The sequence below is a fragment of the Silvimonas iriomotensis genome, from assembly GCF_014645535.1.
Classification (GTDB): Bacteria; Pseudomonadota; Gammaproteobacteria; order Burkholderiales; family Chitinibacteraceae; genus Silvimonas; species Silvimonas iriomotensis.
On record NZ_BMLX01000004.1, the window covers coordinates 48,768 to 67,833 of the forward strand.

A 19,066-nucleotide genomic window follows, 5' to 3' on the forward strand; every position below is an offset into this window, starting at 1 on the left:
AGTCATGGCAGAACTCATCACCGTCGCAAGGCCGTACGCCGAGGCTGTGTTCCGTCTTGGCAAGGAAAGCGGCAAGCTGGACCAATGGTCCGAAGTGCTGGCAAAGCTGGGCTTGATTGCCAGCGATGAACTGGCAGAACAAGTCGCGTCCGATCCGAGATATTCCGCTGCTCAGGTTCAGCAACTCTTGATCGAGCTGTTGGGTGCTGGCGTGAACGACGAAGCGAAAAACTTTGTCGCGCTGATCATCGAAAACGACCGCTTCTCTGCACTTCCTGTCATCCGTGACCTGTTCGAATCGTACAAGGCCGCAGAAGCAGGTGAAGTCGAAGCGCAAATCGAATCGGCATTCCCGCTTGACGCAGCCCAGGTCGAATCACTCAAGACATCGCTTGCACAGCACTTCAACCGCAAGGTCGCCGCAACGACGACGACCAATGCCGATCTGATCGGCGGCGTGAAGGTGACGGTGGGTGATGTTGTGATCGACGCATCCATAGCCGGCAAGCTCTCTGAACTGGCGACGAGCCTGAAGAGTTAGGAGATTTTTAATGCAACTCAATCCGTCTGAAATCAGTGAACTGATCAAGGCCCGGATCCAGAACCTGTCGAGCGGCGCGCAAACTGCCACCGTTGGCACGGTTGTGTCGGTTACCGACGGCATCGTTCGCGTCCACGGCTTGTCCGATGTGATGCAAGGCGAAATGCTGGAGTTCCCGGGCAATACCTTTGGTCTGGCGCTGAACCTGGAACGTGACTCCGTCGGTGCCGTGGTGATGGGTGAATACACCCACATCTCCGAAGGCGACGAAGTCAAATGTACCGGTCGTATTCTGGAAGTACCGGTTGGTCCGGAACTGGTTGGCCGCGTGGTCAACTCGCTGGGTCAGCCTATCGATGGCAAGGGCCCGATCAACGCCAAGCTCTCCAGCCCGATCGAAAAGATCGCGCCGGGCGTGATTGCGCGTCAATCGGTTGACCAGCCGCTGCAAACCGGCCTGAAAGCCATCGACACCATGGTGCCGATCGGTCGTGGCCAGCGTGAGCTGATCATTGGTGACCGTCAGACCGGCAAGACTGCCGTTGCACTGGACGCGATCATCAACCAGAAGGGTACCGGCGTTACTTGTATCTATGTTGCTATCGGCCAGAAAGCCTCGTCGATTGCCAACGTGGTTCGCAAGCTGGAAGAACACGGCGCACTGGCCCACACCATCGTGGTGGCTGCTGCTGCGTCTGAATCTGCCGCGCTGCAATACATTGCTGCTTACTCCGGTTGCGCAATGGGTGAGTACTTCCGCGATCGCGGCGAAGACGCCCTGATCGTATACGATGACTTGTCCAAGCAAGCCGTAGCTTACCGTCAGATCTCCCTGCTGCTGCGCCGCCCACCGGGCCGCGAAGCATACCCGGGTGACGTGTTCTATCTGCACTCCCGTCTGCTGGAACGTGCCGCACGTATCAACGCCGATGAAGTTGAAAAACTGACCGGTGGCGAAGTGAAGGGCAAGACTGGTTCGCTGACCGCTCTGCCGATCATCGAAACCCAGGCTGGTGACGTTTCCGCGTTCGTTCCGACCAACGTGATCTCGATCACCGACGGTCAGATCTTCCTGGAAACCGACTTGTTCAACGCCGGTATCCGTCCTGCGATGAACGCCGGTATCTCGGTGTCCCGTGTTGGCGGTGCAGCGCAGACCAAGGTCATCAAGAAGCTCGGCGGCGGTGTGCGTCTGGCACTGGCCCAGTACCGTGAACTGGCTGCGTTCGCGCAGTTTGCTTCCGATCTGGACGAAGCCACCCGCAAGCAGCTCGAACGCGGCAAGATGGTGACCGAACTGATGAAGCAGGCTCAATACAGCCCGCTGAAGGTTGGCGAACTCGCCGTGACCCTGGCTCTGATCGCCAAGGGCAGCTACGACGATGTTCCGGTTGATCGCGCTCTGGCCTTCGAATCTGCCTTCCTGGCAGACCTGAAAGCCAACCACGCTGATCTGCTGGGCCGCGTTGATGCCAAGGGCGTTCTGTCTGACGAAGATGAAGCAACCCTGCTCAAGGCAGTGGCTTCGTTCAAAGCCAGCAGCGCGTACTGATTCAGTACTGAAAAAGGAACTGGATCATGGCAGGCGGTAAAGAAATCCGTACGAAGATCAAAAGCGTAAAAAACACGCAGAAGATCACCCGCGCTATGGAAATGGTCGCGACATCCAAAATGCGCAAGGCGCAAGAACGCATGCGTTCGGCCCGTCCTTACGGCGAAAAGATCCGCAATGTAGCGGCTCATCTTTCGCAAGCATTTGTGGATTACCCGCATCCGTACCTCCAGAAGCGCGAAAGCGTTAAACGGGTTGGCCTGATCGTGGTTACGTCGGACAAGGGCCTGTGCGGTGGTTTGAATACCAACGTGCTGCGCTTGTCCGTCAACAAGATGAAGGAGTTTCACCAGAACGGCACCGAAGCTGCGGTTACCGCCATCGGTAACAAGGGCATGAGTTTCATGACCCGCAACGGTGCCAAGGTGATTTCTTCTGCAGTCGCACTGGGCGATACGCCTCACCTGGAAGCCTTGATCGGTCCGATCAAGGTGATGGTGGATGCGTTTGTCGCTGGCGAAGTGGATGAAGTCCATCTGGTGTACACCAAGTTCGTCAACACCATGAAGCAAGAGCCGACGGTAGAACAGTTGCTGCCGCTTGCAGGCGAGGCCTTTGGCCAGCCGGAGCACAAGTACAACTGGGAATACCTGTACGAGCCGGATGCAAAGACCGTCATTGACGAGTTGATGAACCGCTACGTTGAAGCGCTGATTTATCAGGCTGTAGCCGAGAACATCGCATCCGAGCAGGCTGCGCGCATGGTGGCCATGAAGGCTGCAACAGATAACGCCGACAAGGTGATCGGCAACCTGCAACTGCTGTACAACAAGACCCGTCAGGCCGCGATTACGAAGGAACTCTCCGAAATCGTCTCCGGCGCGGCAGCAGTTTGATGCAGGCGGCTAACCCGATTGATGCAAGATATTAGGAACCTACGATGAGCCAAGGCAAAATTGTGCAAATCATTGGTCCGGTTGTTGACGTGGAATTCCCGCGTGACAACCTGCCCAAGGTGTATGACGCGCTCAAACTGGCCGACCCCGATCTGACGCTGGAAGTTCAGCAGCAGCTGGGTGACGGCGTTGTGCGCGCGATCGCCATGGGTACGACCGATGGTTTGAAGCGCGGTCTTCTGGTGTCCAACACTCACGCTCCGATCTCGGTGCCGGTGGGCAAGGCGACGCTGGGCCGCATTATGGACGTGCTGGGTAACCCGATTGACGAAGCAGGCCCGGTTGAAACCGAAGCCCGCCGCGCCATTCACCAGACCGCCCCGAAGTTTGACGAACTGAACCAGTCGATCGACCTGCTGGAAACCGGTATCAAGGTGATTGACCTTGTTTGCCCGTTTGCCAAGGGTGGTAAGGTTGGTCTGTTCGGCGGCGCCGGTGTGGGCAAGACCGTCAACATGATGGAACTGATCAACAACATCGCCAAGGCACACAGCGGTTTGTCCGTGTTTGCCGGCGTGGGCGAGCGTACCCGTGAAGGGAACGACTTCTACCACGAAATGAAGGACTCCAACGTCCTTGACAAGGTGGCGATGGTTTACGGTCAGATGAACGAGCCTCCGGGCAACCGTCTGCGCGTTGCGCTGACCGGTCTGACGATCGCTGAACAGTTCCGTGACGAAGGTCGTGACATTCTGTTCTTCGTGGACAACATCTATCGCTACACCCTGGCCGGTACCGAAGTGTCCGCGCTGCTGGGTCGTATGCCTTCCGCTGTGGGTTACCAACCGACCCTGGCCGAAGAAATGGGTGCCCTGCAAGAACGTATCACGTCGACCAAGAACGGCTCGATCACTTCCATCCAGGCCGTTTACGTGCCTGCGGATGACTTGACCGATCCGTCCCCGGCGACCACGTTTGCCCACTTGGACGCAACCGTTGTTCTGTCCCGTGACATCGCCTCGCTGGGTATCTACCCGGCGGTTGATCCGCTGGATTCCACGTCGCGTCAGCTCGACCCGCAAGTTGTGGGTGAAGAGCACTACAGCGTGGCGCGTGGCGTTCAACAGACTCTGCAAAAGTACAAAGAACTGCAAGACATCATTGCAATTCTGGGTATGGATGAACTGTCTCCGGACGACAAGCTGGCCGTTGCTCGTGCCCGTAAGATCCAGCGTTTCCTGTCGCAGCCGTTCCACGTTGCTGAAGTGTTCACCGGCTCGCCGGGCAAGTACGTGCCGCTGAAGGAAACCCTGAAGGGCTTCAAGGGCATTCTGAACGGTGATTACGACCACCTCCCCGAGCAAGCCTTCTACATGGTTGGCGGCATCGAGGAAGCGATCGAAAAAGCCAAGACCTTGCAATAAGGATGTAGGCAGATGGCGATGACCATTCATGTTGATGTGGTAAGTGCTGAATCGCTGATCTTCTCTGGTGTTGCTGAGTTCTTCACAGCACCGGCCGAAGGCGGTGAAGTCGGTATTTACCCGCGCCATGCGCCTCTCCTGACTCGTATTCGTCCGGGTGCGATTCGCATCAAGCTGGCCAACACTCACGAACCGGATGTCATCCTGTACGTGTCTGGCGGCCTCTTGGAAGTGCAACCGCATTCGATCACCGTGTTGGCAGATACTGCCATTCGCGGCGCGGATATCGACGAAGCCAAGGCGCGTGAAGCCAAGGCCAAGGCCGAAGATGCTTTGAAAAACCGCAAGACCCAGATGGACTTCGCCATGGCGCAGGCCGAACTGGTGGAAGCGGTGGCCAAGCTGGCCGTGATCGAGAAGCTGAAGAAGCGCGGCCACTAAGCCCTGTTTCTTGTACGCTCCCAAAAAAAAAGCAGCCCTTGTGGCTGCTTTTTTATTGCCCGGCATATACCTGAAAAGCCTGATCCTGCCGGGTTATGCGATGCGGCAAGGCGCCGCAACGGCTAGAATGACCAGCAATTCACGTACTGGATATGCTCATGTCTTCTCTTGATGTCGTCATTCTTGCTGCAGGTCAGGGCAAGCGCATGTATTCCTCGCTGCCCAAAGTGCTGCATCGCATTGCCGGCAAGCCCCTGGTCGGCCACGTGATTGATACTGCCCGCGCGCTGAGCCCGGCGCAGACCGTGGTGGTTTACGGCCATGGTGGCGATCAGGTCCAGGCCGCGTTTGCCAGCGATAAAGACCTGCATTGGGCGCTGCAAGCCCAGCAACTGGGCACCGGCCATGCACTGGCCCAGGCGCTGCCCTACCTGAAAGGCGACGTGACGCTGATGCTGTACGGCGATGTGCCACTGACCCGCGTCGAGACGCTCAAGGCGCTGCTGGCCGCCGTGGAAGGTGGCAAGTTGGGCATCCTGACCGTCACGCTGGATAACCCCACCGGCTACGGCCGCATCGTGCGTAACGACGCCGGTGCCGTGCAATCGATCGTCGAGCAAAAAGACGCGACGCCGGAACAAGCCGCCATTCGTGAAATCAACACCGGCATTCTGGCCTTGCCCACAGCGCGCCTGGCGCAATGGTTGTCTGAACTGAAGAACGACAACGCACAGGGCGAGTACTACGCGACCGATCTGATCGCCCTGGCCGTGCGTGATGGGGTGGCGGTAGTGACCACCCAGCCGGCCGATGCCTGGGAAGCCGAAGGCATCAACAACAAGGTGCAACTGGCCCAGCTGGAACGCATTCATCAACGCAACCTGGCCACCGCGCTGCTCACCGCCGGGGTGACGCTGGCAGACCCGGCGCGCCTGGATATCCGGGGCCGCGTGGTGCACGGCAAGGACGTCTTCATTGACGTGAACTGCGTGCTGGAAGGCGAGGTTTCGCTGGGCGAGGGCGTGCAGATCGGCGCCAACTGCATCCTCAAGAATGTCTGGATTGCCGACGGTGCAGTGATCCACCCGTTCAGCCATCTGGAAAACGCCGAAGTCGGTGCCGGTTCACTGATTGGCCCTTACGCCCGCCTGCGCCCTGGCGCGGTGCTGGAAGAAGGCGTGCACGTCGGCAACTTTGTTGAAGTCAAAAAATCGACCATCGGCCCGGGCACCAAGGTCAATCACCTTTCCTACATTGGTGACGCACAGATTGGCAGCGGCACCAATATTGGCGCCGGCACCATCACCTGCAATTACGACGGCGTGAACAAGTCGCTGACCACCATTGGCGACAACGTGTTCATTGGCTCCAACAATTGTCTGGTGGCCCCGGTGACGATTGGCGACGGTGCCACGACCGGTGCGGGCTCGGTGATCAGCAAGAACGCGCCGGCGGGTGAGTTGACCATCGGCCGCGCACGCCAGGTGACCCTGACCGGCTGGAAACGCCCGGTCAAGCACAGCAAGTAAGGCGACTCAAGCGGGCGCATCTTCATGGGTGGTGGTGATGATGCGCACCGCATGCGCGGTAGGCCGGATCGGCACGCCGCGCGCCTCTGCCACCGCCTCGGTCAACTCCGCGCCCAGCAACAGAATCAGCGCCGAGTAGTACACCCACACCAGCAGCACCACCACGCTACCCGCCGGGCCATAAGCCCCGCCGACGTTGGAATTCTGGATATACAGGCTGATGCCCACTTTCCCCAGAATGAACAGGATGTCGGTCAGCACCGCCCCGGCCAGGGCATCGCGCCAGGCAATGATGGCGTCTGGCAGTACCTTGAAGATGGCGGCGAACACGAACACGAAAATGGCGGTGGACACCCCGGCCTCTACCCAGCGCCAGGCCAGCGTGTGCCCCGGAACAAAGAAGCCGATGACCGTACTGGCTGAAAACGAAATCACCAGCAAGAACGCCACCGCCAGCAACAAGCCCAGCGCATTCATGCGTGAGCGCAGCCAGCCCATGACAGCCTGACCCGGGCGGGAACGCAGCCCCCACACCCGATTGATCGCTCCTTGCAACTGCGCAAACACGGCCGAAGCACCGACCAGCGTGATACCCAGCCCGATCAGCCCCGCCATGTTGCCGACACTGGGTCTGCTGGAGGCATTGCGGATCACCAGTTGCACCGCGTCGGCCGCCCTTGGCCCGACCATGCGGTTCAGGCCATCAACCAGTTGCGTCTGGTAATCGGGCGAGAGGGACGCCACCACCCACAGCAGCAACACCAGCAGCGGCGCGAAAGACAGCGCAGAGTAAAACGCCAGCGCAGCCGCGCGCGTCATCAGTTCGTCGTCAAAAAAACCGGCGATGGTTTTGTTGACGACATGCCGGGCCAGACGCCACAGCACGGTGATTTGGTGTCGCACGCCAGTGGTCTCCTTGCTTTGTGCCTTCCAGCCTGGCACCCAAACGCCAACAAATCATGGTGTGTTGTCCGGTTTTGTTGCAAGACAGACCAGGACAAATGGGGATGGCCCGACGGGAACACCTTGAGTTCCAAAAGAATTTGCCGTGGTCAGTGGTACAATCGCGCCTGATTGTGGCCACCGCAACGCGCTGGCCCCGGCAAGCTGCCACAAAGGCCTGCCGACCCTGAATAAGACGCAGCAAGACCGGTCTGGTTTTGCCGCGTGCCAGTTTGAACACAAGGAAAGCTCCAATGAGTCTTAAATGCGGCATCGTCGGCCTGCCCAACGTCGGCAAGTCCACGCTTTTCAACGCCCTGACCAAAGCCGGTATCGAAGCGGCCAACTACCCGTTCTGCACCATCGAGCCCAATGTCGGCATCGTGGAAGTGCCCGATGCCCGCCTGCAGCAACTGGCCGACATCATCAACCCGCAAAAGATCGTGCCTGCGATTGTCGAGTTTGTGGATATCGCCGGCCTTGTGGCGGGTGCCAGCAAGGGCGAAGGTCTGGGTAACCAGTTCCTGGCCAATATCCGTGAAACCGACGCCATCGTGAACGTGGTGCGCTGTTTCAATGACGACAACATCGTGCACGTGGCCGGCAAGGTCGACCCGATCGACGATATCGCTGTCATCGGTACTGAACTGGCGCTGGCCGACCTGGCCACCGTTGAAAAGTCCATCCAGCGTGATGGCAAGAAAGCCAAGAGTGGCGACAAGGAAGCGCAAAAGCTGGTCGCCGTACTGGAAAAACTGGTGCCCGTACTCAACGAAGGCCGCCCGGCCCGCGCCGCCGGCCTGTCTGAAGAAGACAAGCTGGCGATCAAGCCGCTGTGTCTGCTGACCATCAAGCCGGCCATGTATGTGGCCAACGTGGCTGAAGATGGCTTCACCAACAACCCGCTGCTGGACAAGGTCACCGAGTTTGCCAAGGCCGAAGGCGCGCCGGTCGTGGCCGTCTGCGCCGCGATCGAGTCTGAAATTGCCGAACTGCCGGATGAAGACAAGACCGAATTCCTGGCTGAACTGGGCTTGCAAGAGCCGGGCCTGAACCGCCTGATCCGCGCCGGTTTTGATCTGCTGGGCCTGCAAACCTACTTCACCGCTGGCGTGAAGGAAGTCCGTGCCTGGACCATCCACAAGGGCGACACCGCCCCGCAAGCCGCTGGCGTGATCCACACTGACTTCGAACGCGGCTTCATCCGCGCGCAAACCATCGGCTTTGACGACTTCATCAGCTACAAGGGTGAACAAGGCGCCAAGGAAGCCGGCAAGATGCGCGCTGAAGGCAAGGAATACATCGTCAAGGATGGCGACGTGATGAACTTCCTGTTCAACGTCTGATGAGCAGACCATCTTTCCTGGAACATCAGGAAAAACTCTGAAATCAGAAAAACATCAACAAAGCCGCGCACTTACGCGGCTTTGTCGTTTCTGGGCGTTGCTAGAAATCGCGCGAGCAGCCACCTTCTGATTGAGTACAAAGGTGAGTACGCATCTTTGCGTGTCGCGCGACAAGTGAGTACAGTGAGTGCATCGTCTTCATCGAGCACCCACCATGCTGACCGACACCCACTGTCGCAATGCCAAACCTAAGCCCAAGCTCTACCGACTCACTGACCACCGCGGACTGTGTCTGGAGGTCAAGCCCAGCGGCGTGAAGGCTTGGCGCTACCGGTTCACGCTGGAGGGCAAGGCCAGCATGTTCGCCCTGGGCGAGTACCCTGCCGTCAGCCTGGCCGAGGCACGAGACCGGTGCGAGGCAGCACGCCAACTCGTCAAGCAAGGCATCAACCCCGCCCAGCAGCGGCAGATCGACCGCATCAAGCAAGCCAGCGACGCCGAGATCACCTTCGAGAAGGTGGCGCGCGAGTGGCTGCAGACCAAAGACTGGGAAGACATCACCAAGAACAGGCGCCTGGACATGCTGGAGCGCGTGGTCTTTGGCGAGATCGGCCAGATGCCCATCCGAGCGGTCACACCAGCCCATGTGCTGGGCATCCTGCAGCACACGGTCAAGCGCGGCGCCCCTACCGTGGCTGCCGAAGCCTTCCCTTCCGTGTGATCGACATGGCCAGCACACAGTCCAGCTCGCCGCTGGCCGGGTCGGAATCGTTCTGGTCGAACTCGGAGCCTGGGGTGGTGTTCGAGCTACTGGCCTACCAGCCACTGGCCAATCCGGTGATCGTGCTGGACGAGCTCGATAAGACCGACCAGCAACGTCAGTACGACCCACTCGCGGCGCTCTACACCCTGCTGGAGCCTCGCAGCGCACGCGACTTCATCGACCTCTCGATCCGAGACTTCGCCATCGACGCCAGCCACGTGAACTGGATCGCCACGGCCAACAGCATCGAGAGCATCCCTGCACCGCTGCTGTCGCGCATGACGGTGCTGCACGTGCAAGCCCCCACGCCAGAGCAGGTGGCTCATATCGCTCGACAAATGTATGGCCGCATGCGGGCCGAGAGCCCGTGGGGGGCAGGTTTTACGCCGAGGCTGGACGACCGGGTGGTGGACAAGCTGAAGAACTTGCCGCCCAGGACCTTGGGGCTAGCTTTGAAGCGTGCATTGGGGCGGGCGGCGAGGGAGGAGCGGGAGCACATCCGCGTCGGCGACGTGCCAGACCAAGTCTCCTCAACCAGAAAGCCCATGGGGTTCTTGGCGTAGCGGCCCAAGAGTTGAACGCTCCGTACGCCTGTGAGCGTTTCAGCGTACCCTCTGCCGCCGAGTGCAAACTCGCGAGCATGAATCCACAAAGTGCTGGCATCGTTCAAGCCATGCGCGAACGCGCAGTTGATCAGGTCAACGCGCAGCTCGTGCCCGCAGACTGCCCCGGCGTACTCAGCCGCCGCAGGATTGAGTACAAATCGGAGTACATTTTTTGCGGCAAATAAACGAACCAAAGATAAATCAATTGCTTGCCAATGTTCTTCCGCTTTAACGTCTGATATTCAAGCACCCGGCGCACTGCGCCGCTTGCCCGCAAAGCCCCTGGATGTCATGTCCCGGGGCTTTTTGCTGGCCGCGATCAACGCACTGCGCGTGGCGTGGTGGTCTTGCTGGCCTGCTGGATAAAAAAGGTCTGATCTTTGTCGGTTGCCGGACTAATCTGACTCAGGACGTTCGTCGGCGGTGAAGCCGGCGACGGCGATGACCCACCAGTCCAGCCGGCACGGATGCATTGCCACATCCGGCCTGGGAGGCTTAGCAATGATGGCGATGTTCAAAATGTTATGCCGGGGAGCGGCGCGTGCCTGGCTGCTGCCGGTGTTGTTCATGCTGGTCAGCGTAGCGGGCCACGCGGCCGATGATCAGCCGCTGTCCAATGCCCAGCTTGACCAGCTGGTCGCACCGATTGCCTTGTACCCCGATTCCTTGCTCTCGCAATTGCTGATGGCAACCACCTACCCGGACGAATTTGCCAAAGCCTATGAATGGTCCAAGGCGCATCCGGACGCCAAGGGCGATGCTGCGGTCAAGCAGGTCGAAAGCCAGAACTGGGACCCGTCCGTGGCGTCCATGGTGGCCTTTCCTGAAGTATTGATCACGCTGGGCGGCCAGCCCAAGTGGGTCAAGGACATGGGGGATGCGTTCCTCGGCCAGACCTCGGGCGTGATGGATGCCGTGCAGCGCTTGCGGGCCCAGGCGCAAAAGGCCGGTAACCTCAAATCCAATGAACAAGTCACCGTCACCAGCCAGCCGGCCTCGACCAGCAGCAGCCAGCAGGTGATTGTGGTGGAGCCCGCCAAACCGGATGTGGTGTACGTCCCCGCGTACAACCCGACCGTGGTGTACGGCGCCTGGGCCTACCCGACCTATCCGCCGTATTACTATCCGCCACCGCCCGGATACTGGTTCTCTACCGCCGTCATGACCGGGATTGCCTGGGGCGTGGGGATTGCCGTGGGTAACGCGCTGTGGGGGGGCTGCAACTGGGGCTCAAGCAACGTCAATATCAACGTCAACAAGTACAACAACATCAATACGAACCGCAAGATCGAAGGCGGCGGCGACCGGAGTTCATGGAAACACGATCCGGGGCATCGCACGTCTGATTATCGGGGCGGCTCGGCCGAGCGTAACCGTCGCCAGCAAGACTTCAACACCAATCAGCGCGAACAGTTCCGTGGCCGCGACAATGCCGGTACCCGTGATGTGGGCAATCGCGACAACGGCGGTCGCAACAATGGCAACCGTGAGGTGGCCAACCGCGATAACGCGCGTGAAAACAGCCGCCGTCAGGCCGCGCAAACCATGGAGAACCGTGGCATTGGCAGTCCTGATCATCGTGGCGGTGGCTCGGCGGGCCAGATGGACCGCAACCGCGGTGGTGGTCAGGGTGGTGGCTTTGATAACAGCAACCGCGCACGCGGCGATACCGGTGCACGCCAGCAACCCTCGCGGGATAACGCGCTGACCGGGGTGAACGACCGGCAATCCGGCCGTGACTCGGCCCGCGGCCGTGAAAGCATGTCGTCGCAGCGCAGCCAGGGCACCAGCCGTGCGGCCAGCAGCAATCGCAGTGGTGGCGGCGCAGCGCGCAGCACCCACCAGCGCCCCGCACGCAGTGGCGGCCGTGGTCGTTGATTAACGAGGGCAGATCATGCAGGCAAACGTATTTATGAAAATGATGCTGGCGCTCGTCACCTTGTGCGCGTCGATTACCGTTGCAGCGGCCAACGGGCCGCGCAGTTTTGCGACGCCGGATGCCGCCGCAGACGCGCTGGTCGACAGCATTGCCACCCACGATGACGATGCACTCAAAACCATCCTGGGCAGCAATTACCGCGACTTTATCCCGTCCGGGGGCGTGGCGCCGGAAGACATCACCCGGTTCCTTGCCGCATGGGCGCAAGCGCACGAGATCGTGAAGGTGGATGACCGCACCGCCTTGCTGTCTGCCGGTACTGCGGGCTGGACCTTGCCGGTACCGATTGTGGCCGGCAAGGACGGCTGGGCCTTCGATACGCAGGCGGGCGCGCAAGAAATGCGCCACCGCTATATCGGTCGCAATGAACTCGCGGCGATCCAGTCGGTGCTGGCCTATGCCGATGCCCAGCAGGATTACTGGCAATGGTCGCAGGCACAGGGCACGCCGTCGTATGCCTCGCGCTTGTTGTCCAGCCCGGGCAAGAAAGACGGGCTGTACTGGGCCACTGCGCCGGGTGAAGACCCCAGCCCGCTGGGTTCCCGGTTTGCCGAGGCCCGTCCCGGCGAGCCCTATCATGGCTATGTCTACCGCATCCTGACCACGCAAGGCGATGCGGCGCCGGGCGGTGCCAAAAAGTACCTCAAGGATGGCCGTATGGAAGGGGGTTATGCCTTGATTGCCTGGCCGGCCAGTTACGGCAAAACCGGCATCATGAGCTTCATGATCAATCAGGATGGCGTGGTGTACCAGGCCAACCTGGGCCCGGCGACGGACCGCATTGCCAAGGGGATTCGCAGTTTTAATCCGGTAGAGGGCTGGACCCAGGCCGATACCACGCCCTGAGCCATTCATACGTCATGCACCGCTTTGATGCGCCGTACGCAAATGACACACCGGTGCCCCATAAAAAGCCCCGCCGAACGGGGCTTTTTATATTCCTGGCCCGCCGGCATTGGTGGCAAGGCCAGACCTGTTAGAATCTGCGTCCAGATATTTGCCGCAACCTGGTATTTTCAGGAATAGAAAGCTCAACCATGTACAACCGCTTGCCTTGCGCGGGTCAACAGACCGCGCAGCCGTATCGCGGCCCGCTGTGTTTTGACGTTCCGGGCCCGCAACGGTATGACTTTTTGCCCAAGCAGGCGTTAAGTGACTCACTTTCTTTGATCGTTGCTACCGGGGCATTGTTTCCCCCCGGCCGCCTTCACCGTCACTGAGCTTTGATCCATGCGTCTTTCGGTCATCCTGATCACCAAGAATGAGGCCGCCAACCTGCGGGCTTGCCTGGCATCCGTCGCGTTTGCGGATCAGATCGTCGTTGTCGACTCTGGCAGTACCGATGGCACCGTCGCCCTGGCGCACGAGCTGGGCGCCACCGTACTGGAAACCGACTGGCCCGGCTTTGGCCGCCAGAAAAACCGCGCGCTGGACCTGGCCGATGGCGACTGGGTATTGTCGATCGATGCCGACGAACGCGTGACACCAGCGCTGGCGGCAGAAATCCAGCAGATCCTGGCCGCCCCGCAGTTTGACGCCTATGAAATCCCCCGGTTATCCAGCTATTGCGGCCGTTTTATCCGCCACAGCGGCTGGTGGCCCGACCCCGTCCTGCGTCTGTTCAAGCGTGGCGTGGCCCGCTTTACCGATGTCCCGGTGCACGAACGCGTGGACTTTGCGGGCGCCAAAGGCCGGCTGCAGGCCTGGTTCGAGCACTACACCTATCCCGATCTGGATAGCGCGCTCATCAAGATGAACCGCTATTCCACCGACGCTGCGCAAGCCATGCATGCACGCGGCAAAAAAAGCTCGCTGCCCGGCGCGCTGGCACGCGGCTTCTGGACCTTTATCCGTATTTATCTGCTGCGCCGCGGCTTTCTGGACGGGCGGGAAGGGTTCTTGCTCGCCGTGACCGCAGGCGTGGGCAACTTTTACCGGTACGCCAAACTGGCGCAACTGAATCGGCAAACCCGCGCATGAAAATTCTGGAGCTGGATTTCGAAGCAGGCTGGCGCGGTGGCGAACGGCAAACCTTTTTGTCGATGCAGCAGTTTCGCGCGTCCGGGCACGAGGTGCATATCCTGTGCCGGCGTGGCGGCAAGATGGCCGAACGCGCCAGTGCCGAGGGCTTTGTCGTGCATGCCTGCACCAACGTCGCTGGCGTGCTGGCGTTTCTGGCACTGCATGGCGGGCAATACGACGTGTTGCACCCGCAAACCGGCCATATGCTGAGCTGGGCCGTACTTACGCGCTGGTTCCACCGGCGCCCCGTTGTGTATTCGCGACGGGTGGCCTTTGCGCTGAATGGCACTTTCACCCGTTACAAGTACCATCACGCCGACCAGGTAGTGGCGATCAGCCAGGCCTGCGCCGACAGCGTGCGGGCGCTGGGTGTGCATGACATCCTGATCATTCCTTCGGCCGTGCTGCCGGTACGGCCGGATACCGCGCGGATCGAAGCGCTGGCAGCGCAACTGGGCGTGGCCGGCCGGCGCGTGGTGGCGACAACCTCGGCGCTGACGTCAGATAAAGACCCATTGATGCTGGTTGATGCGGTCGCGGCCTTGCATGCGCGACGTAACGATTTTGTATTCGTACATTTCGGTGCCGGCAATATGGCCGAAGTTGCGAAGGAACGCGTCATCGAACAAGGACTCGAACACGTTTTCCTGTTGGCAGGCTACCAGCAGAACGTCGAGTCCCTGTTTGGCCTGTTTGATGTGTTTGTAATGAGCTCGCGCGAAGAGGGCCTGGGCAGCAGCGTGCTTGATGCCTTCAGTGCGCGGGTCCCGGTGGCATCGACTGATGCCGGTGGTTTGAAAGAGTTACTGGCCGAGGGCCGCGGCCTGCTCAGCCCGGTGGGCGACAGTGCTGCCCTGGCGGCGAACATCGACACGTTGCTTGATGCCTCGTCCCGGGTGGTGGGGATGGTTGAACGCGCGCATGAATACGTCGAGCGCGTGCATAGTGTTGAAGCGATGGCGAACGGTTATTTGCGTCTTTTTGAGAGCTTGGTACAGCGGGCACGGCCGCGCTGAACCCGACATACAAACAAATATATGGTCAAACGACGCATCCTTTTTCATCAGACGCACTTCTTGCGGGGCGGGATAGAAACCTCGCTGATTTCGCTGTTGCGGGCGCTGGATCGCCAGCAGTTTGAAATCGGGTTGACGATTACTTACCCGACCGAAGCCCTTGAGACACTTTACCGGGCCCAGATTCCCGCCGATGTCGCCGTGCATGTACTGGCGCCAGAGGGCTGGTTGTCGTATTTCCGCCAGAAAAAAACCCAGGGCAAGCTTGGGCTGCCGGGCAAGATTTATGAAGAAGGCCTGTTGCCGCTGGTGCGCCGGGCCATTGTCAGCCGGCGTTTTCGCAAGATTGCCGCCGGTTACGATGCCGTGGTCGATTACGACATGTCGCTGTCGCGGCTGACCGGCCGGCTGGCCCTGCCCATGCTGGGTTATTCGCACTTCAGCGTGGCGCATCTGCCCAGCCAGAACCCGCGCAAACTGCGCAAACTGCGCAAGCAGACCAGTGAGCACTACGATCGCGTGGTGTTGCTGAACGACACCATGCTGGCGGATATCCAGGCGCTGATCCCGGACCAGGCGGACAAGTTTGTGCGTCTGTACAACTCCATTGATCTGGCGCGCATTCGGGAACAAGGCCAGGCCGGACCGGCGCCGCTGGCCGAGCCTTATATGGTGTCGGTGGGCCGTTTGCAGGAATCGCAGAAAGATTTCACCTCGCTGCTGCGGGCCTACGCGCTGCTGGTCAAAGACGGCATTACCGAGAAACTTGCCATTGTGGGCGAGGGTAAATCCCGCCTGGAACTACAAGCACTGGCCGCCGAACTGGGTATTGCCGATCGCGTGGTCTTTGCCGGATTTCAGACCAATCCGTATGTCTGGATGCAGCACGCCCGGCTTATGGTGTTCAGTTCGAAAATGGAAGGCTTGCCCAACGTCTTGCTGGAAGCCATGGCGCTGGGTCAACTGGTGATCAGTACGGATTGCCCGGTCGGCCCGCGGGAAATCCTGGCCGAGGGCAAAGCCGGCCTGCTGGTGCCGGTGGGGGACGTGGCGGGCCTGGCCCATGCCATGAAGCAAGGTTTGCAGGATGAACCAACCCGCACGGCGCTACTTGATTACGCCGCACAACATATCGAACAAATGGGTTTTGGCCCGACTGCCGCAGCGTTTGCCAGCTGCGTAGATAACCTCATCAAAGCGCATCCATGAAAGATTATGCACAAACTGCGGTCTTGACCGATGCTTACAGCGTCGAGGTCGGCAAGGAGCCGGACATGCCCCGCAAGGAAACCGTGAAACCGCAGCGGTTGATGTCTCCGCCAGGGCAGATGGCTTCCGGTTTTGCCAGTGTTCTGGTGTTTGCATTTCCGTTGCTGATGCTGGCAGTGCCGCGCGGCGCCGGCGTTTTCCTGATTGGCATCGTGTTGCTGCTGATCATGAGTGCAGGCAGCCTGGCTGAACTGCACCGGCAGTATCGCCACGTGCTGCTGCCGGTCTGGCTGAGTGTGGGCGCCATCCTGGCGGTGCAACTGGTCTCCAGATACACCTTCGGGCTGCCGTGGGACGTGCTGGATAACCCCTCACGCGTGCTGGCGATTCCGCTGGTCTGTCTGGTGGTGCTGCGTTATCGGCCCAACCCCATGTTGCTGTGGAAAGGCATTCCGCCAGGCTTGTTGCTGGCGCTGCTGATCGTGGCGTACCAGTTTTTCATCGACAAGGACAGCCGGCCAGGCGCGTGGACCTTCATCATTGCGTTCGCCAATATGGTGGCCACACTGGGCGTCGTCGGGTTTTTCCGGCCTGGCCAGACGCACCGCGATCATGTTGCTGCCTGGCTGTGTCCGGCGCTGGCCATGCTGGTGCTGATCATGAACGGCTCACGCGGGGCCTGGCTGGCGCTGGTGCTGACGGTGGTGGGCTCGATCTACTTCCGTTATCAAAAATTCAACCTCAAGGTGGCGGTGATCTCGCTGTGCTCGCTCGCGCTGATCGGCACTGCGGCGTGGACCTTGCCCAACAGCCCGTTCAAGGAGCGTCTGGAGCAGGCGCGCCACGACATTGCGGAATTTCACAAAGGCAATACCGATACCTCGCTGGGTGAGCGCCTGGTGATTTTCCAGCTGGCAACCAGCGCAGTACGCCAGCACCCGCTGACGGGCGTGGGCTCGGGCCAGTTCGGATCGCTGACGGATGCGCTGCCCGGTTGCCCGGCGGATGAAAAAGAGATCTGTACGCTCAAGCACGCCCACAACGATTTGCTGGATGCCGCGGCAACGACCGGCCTGCCCGGGTTGGCGGCGTTTCTCAGTTTGTTGCTGGTACCGGGTTTCATTTTCTGGCGCGCCTGGATGAGAACCTGTGGCCGTGACGAAATCGCGCCTTATCTTGGCAAGGCCGGGTTTGGCGCGGTGGTGGCTTCGCTGATCTGCGGGTTCAGCCAGGTCACCATGGCGCATCAGGCCAATATTGCGTTCTATGCCAGCCTGATCGGTCTGATGCTGGGCTTGCTTGCCGTGCGCATGCGGGCCTTCACGCAAAATACACAAGATCAGCCTTGATACGCAGATACGGGCCGGGTAAAGCGCGCCGCTTCGGGCTATAGTGGCCAGGACAGAACAAATCTGCCGGGTCCGCGCCCGGCCCTGACTGACGCATGCTTCCTGGCCCTTCTTCCGTCGAATCCATTCTTCAGGCCGACCCGGCCAAAGCCGCGCGCTTGCGGCGTGCCCGCACCTTTGCGACCTCGCTGCTGATCGTGGTCACCGTGCTGTATCTGATCACCTTGCGGCTGGAACATCTGCACCGGGCGTTTGGCTATGTGGCCGCGTTTTCAGAAGCCGCCATGATCGGCGCCCTGGCCGACTGGTTTGCCGTCGTGGCGCTGTTTCGCTACCCGATGGGCGTGCCAATCCCGCATACCGCGATCATTCCGCGCAACAAGAACCGCATTGCCGATAACCTGGGCACGTTTATCGAGACGCACTTTTTGCAGCCAGAACAATTACTGGCGCGCATTGACGCGTTTGATCCGGCCCGGCGCCTGTCCATCTGGCTGGCCCGGCCGGGCGCCAAGCGAGAGTTGACCGAGCAGGCGGCGCATTTTCTGCACTTTGTGCTGGGCACACTGGATGACCGGCGCTTTGCCCATATCGCGCGTGACCTGGTGCTCAAGGCCATAGGCAACGCCGACTTTGCCGGCAGTGCCGCCACGCTGATCCAGGTCCTGCGGGAAGACGGCCGCCACCAGCAAGTGCTCGATGGCGTGCTGCGGGTGTTGCTGGGCAAGCTGGAAGACCCGAAAACCCAGTCGTGGCTGTCTGGCTTGCTGGCCAAAGAATTTGACGTGCTGCGCTGGGTGGCGCTGGATGAGGCCGGCGGCCGTTACCTGGCGCGCAAGCTGGTGACCGCCGCAGTGCTGGAACTGGATCACGCGCTGGTGCAGCCCGATCACATGCTGCGGCAAGCGTTTGACGATCAGTTGCGCCAGCTGGCCAAGGATCTGGCCGAGGACCCGGCCCTGCGCGGCAAAGTGGATGCCTGGCGCGATATGCTGACCGCCTCGCCCATGTTGCATGACAAGCTCGATGACCTGTGGCGCACGCTGCTCGATAGCCTGCAGCGTGATCTGACCAGCGAAAACTCGCAGATTCGCAGCCGCGTGGGCGCCGCCATCAAGCAACTGGGTCTGCGCCTGCATGAAGACCAGGCCTTTGCTGAATGGCTCAACCAGCAAATCCGCGATTTTGCCGCGCGCTCGCTGGTGCGCTACCGCAGCGAGATCGGCCGTTTCATTGCTGACCAGCTCAAAGCCTGGGACAACCGCGTGCTGGTGGCGCGGCTGGAACTCAACGTGGGCGTTGATCTGCAATTCATTCGGGTGAACGGCACACTGGTCGGCGGGGCGGTGGGCCTGCTGATTTACAGCGTCCGCCATGCCGTTGGTTTTTAGGCGACGGTTTTCGTTTCAAACACGCCCATGCAGGGCTTTGCGCATTGACCACCGGGCCGTCGCGCAGGCAGTCTTGCCCACTTCGCTTCCCCACGGTTTTT

18 protein-coding genes are annotated in these 19,066 nt (G+C 60.4%); 16 read left to right on the forward strand and 2 right to left on the reverse strand.

The features are described from left to right. The first annotated feature begins 4 nt into the window (after window positions 1-4). The 6 genes from IEX57_RS14765 (at window position 5) to glmU (ending at window position 6,383) form a co-directional block, all read left to right on the forward strand. On the forward strand, window positions 5-541 hold the full coding sequence (locus IEX57_RS14765; RefSeq protein ID WP_188705125.1) for a F0F1 ATP synthase subunit delta: 537 nt from the start codon (window positions 5-7) through the stop codon (window positions 539-541). A gap of 10 nt (window positions 542-551) precedes the next feature. Further along, window positions 552-2,093, forward strand: a complete 1,542-nt coding sequence (gene atpA, locus IEX57_RS14770) for a F0F1 ATP synthase subunit alpha (protein WP_188705126.1) — start codon at window positions 552-554, stop codon at window positions 2,091-2,093. A gap of 26 nt (window positions 2,094-2,119) precedes the next feature. Continuing rightward, window positions 2,120-2,989 carry a F0F1 ATP synthase subunit gamma gene (gene atpG / locus IEX57_RS14775; protein ID WP_188705127.1) on the forward strand — a complete coding sequence of 290 codons (870 nt, stop codon included), beginning with the start codon at window positions 2,120-2,122 and terminating at the stop codon, window positions 2,987-2,989. Window positions 2,990-3,033: 44 nt separating this feature from the next. Continuing rightward, entirely contained in the window at window positions 3,034-4,413 is a 1,380-nt protein-coding gene (gene atpD / locus IEX57_RS14780; RefSeq protein WP_188705128.1) for a F0F1 ATP synthase subunit beta, read from the forward strand. A gap of 12 nt (window positions 4,414-4,425) precedes the next feature. Then, on the forward strand, window positions 4,426-4,854 hold the full coding sequence (locus IEX57_RS14785; protein ID WP_188705129.1) for a F0F1 ATP synthase subunit epsilon: 429 nt from the start codon (window positions 4,426-4,428) through the stop codon (window positions 4,852-4,854). 158 nt (window positions 4,855-5,012) lie between these two features. Continuing rightward, window positions 5,013-6,383: a bifunctional UDP-N-acetylglucosamine diphosphorylase/glucosamine-1-phosphate N-acetyltransferase GlmU gene (glmU, locus tag IEX57_RS14790; RefSeq protein WP_188705130.1), complete on the forward strand. Its 1,371-nt coding sequence runs from the start codon at window positions 5,013-5,015 to the stop codon at window positions 6,381-6,383. Window positions 6,384-6,389: 6 nt separating this feature from the next. Here the strand turns inward: glmU and IEX57_RS14795 are convergent, their stop codons facing one another. Continuing rightward, entirely contained in the window at window positions 6,390-7,286 is an 897-nt protein-coding gene (locus tag IEX57_RS14795) for a YihY/virulence factor BrkB family protein (RefSeq protein ID WP_229709037.1), read from the reverse strand. Window positions 7,287-7,579: 293 nt separating this feature from the next. On the opposite strand from IEX57_RS14795, the gene ychF reads away from it, so the two are divergent. The 3 genes from ychF (at window position 7,580) to IEX57_RS14810 (ending at window position 9,997) form a co-directional block, all read left to right on the forward strand. Continuing rightward, window positions 7,580-8,671, forward strand: coding sequence for a redox-regulated ATPase YchF (gene ychF, locus IEX57_RS14800; protein WP_188705131.1), 1,092 nt, complete (start codon window positions 7,580-7,582; stop codon window positions 8,669-8,671). A 214-nt stretch (window positions 8,672-8,885) separates the two neighbouring features. Then, the gene (locus IEX57_RS14805; RefSeq protein WP_229709038.1) at window positions 8,886-9,392 is read left to right on the forward strand and encodes a tyrosine-type recombinase/integrase; all 507 of its coding nucleotides are present in this window, start codon (window positions 8,886-8,888) and stop codon (window positions 9,390-9,392) included. Between the two features lie 5 nt (window positions 9,393-9,397). After that, a complete protein-coding gene (locus IEX57_RS14810) occupies window positions 9,398-9,997 on the forward strand; it encodes an AAA family ATPase (protein ID WP_229709039.1) in 600 nt (199 codons plus the stop codon). A 437-nt stretch (window positions 9,998-10,434) separates the two neighbouring features. Here IEX57_RS14810 and IEX57_RS14815 read toward each other — a convergent pair whose 3' ends face one another. Then, window positions 10,435-10,608 carry a hypothetical protein gene (locus tag IEX57_RS14815; protein WP_188705132.1) on the reverse strand — a complete coding sequence of 58 codons (174 nt, stop codon included), beginning with the start codon at window positions 10,606-10,608 and terminating at the stop codon, window positions 10,435-10,437. Here IEX57_RS14815 and IEX57_RS14820 point away from each other — a divergent pair. The 7 genes from IEX57_RS14820 (at window position 10,607) to IEX57_RS14850 (ending at window position 18,965) form a co-directional block, all read left to right on the forward strand. Continuing rightward, window positions 10,607-11,917: a DUF3300 domain-containing protein gene (locus IEX57_RS14820; RefSeq protein ID WP_188705133.1), complete on the forward strand. Its 1,311-nt coding sequence runs from the start codon at window positions 10,607-10,609 to the stop codon at window positions 11,915-11,917. The two genes, IEX57_RS14815 and IEX57_RS14820, sit on opposite strands and share 2 nt — an antisense overlap. Window positions 11,918-11,951: 34 nt before the next feature. Further along, window positions 11,952-12,824 carry a DUF2950 domain-containing protein gene (locus IEX57_RS14825; RefSeq protein WP_229709040.1) on the forward strand — a complete coding sequence of 291 codons (873 nt, stop codon included), beginning with the start codon at window positions 11,952-11,954 and terminating at the stop codon, window positions 12,822-12,824. 384 nt (window positions 12,825-13,208) lie between these two features. Next, window positions 13,209-13,958, forward strand: coding sequence for a glycosyltransferase family 2 protein (locus IEX57_RS14830; protein WP_188705135.1), 750 nt, complete (start codon window positions 13,209-13,211; stop codon window positions 13,956-13,958). Then, window positions 13,955-15,016 carry a glycosyltransferase family 4 protein gene (locus tag IEX57_RS14835; RefSeq protein WP_188705136.1) on the forward strand — a complete coding sequence of 354 codons (1,062 nt, stop codon included), beginning with the start codon at window positions 13,955-13,957 and terminating at the stop codon, window positions 15,014-15,016. The genes IEX57_RS14830 and IEX57_RS14835 overlap by 4 nt, the downstream gene beginning before the upstream one ends. 21 nt (window positions 15,017-15,037) lie before the next feature. Then, entirely contained in the window at window positions 15,038-16,225 is a 1,188-nt protein-coding gene (locus IEX57_RS14840) for a glycosyltransferase (protein WP_188705137.1), read from the forward strand. A gap of 65 nt (window positions 16,226-16,290) precedes the next feature. Next, window positions 16,291-17,574 carry an O-antigen ligase family protein gene (locus IEX57_RS14845; protein ID WP_188705138.1) on the forward strand — a complete coding sequence of 428 codons (1,284 nt, stop codon included), beginning with the start codon at window positions 16,291-16,293 and terminating at the stop codon, window positions 17,572-17,574. Window positions 17,575-17,669: 95 nt separating this feature from the next. Continuing rightward, the gene (locus IEX57_RS14850; protein ID WP_188705139.1) at window positions 17,670-18,965 is read left to right on the forward strand and encodes a DUF445 domain-containing protein; all 1,296 of its coding nucleotides are present in this window, start codon (window positions 17,670-17,672) and stop codon (window positions 18,963-18,965) included. Window positions 18,966-19,066 lie beyond the last annotated feature (101 nt).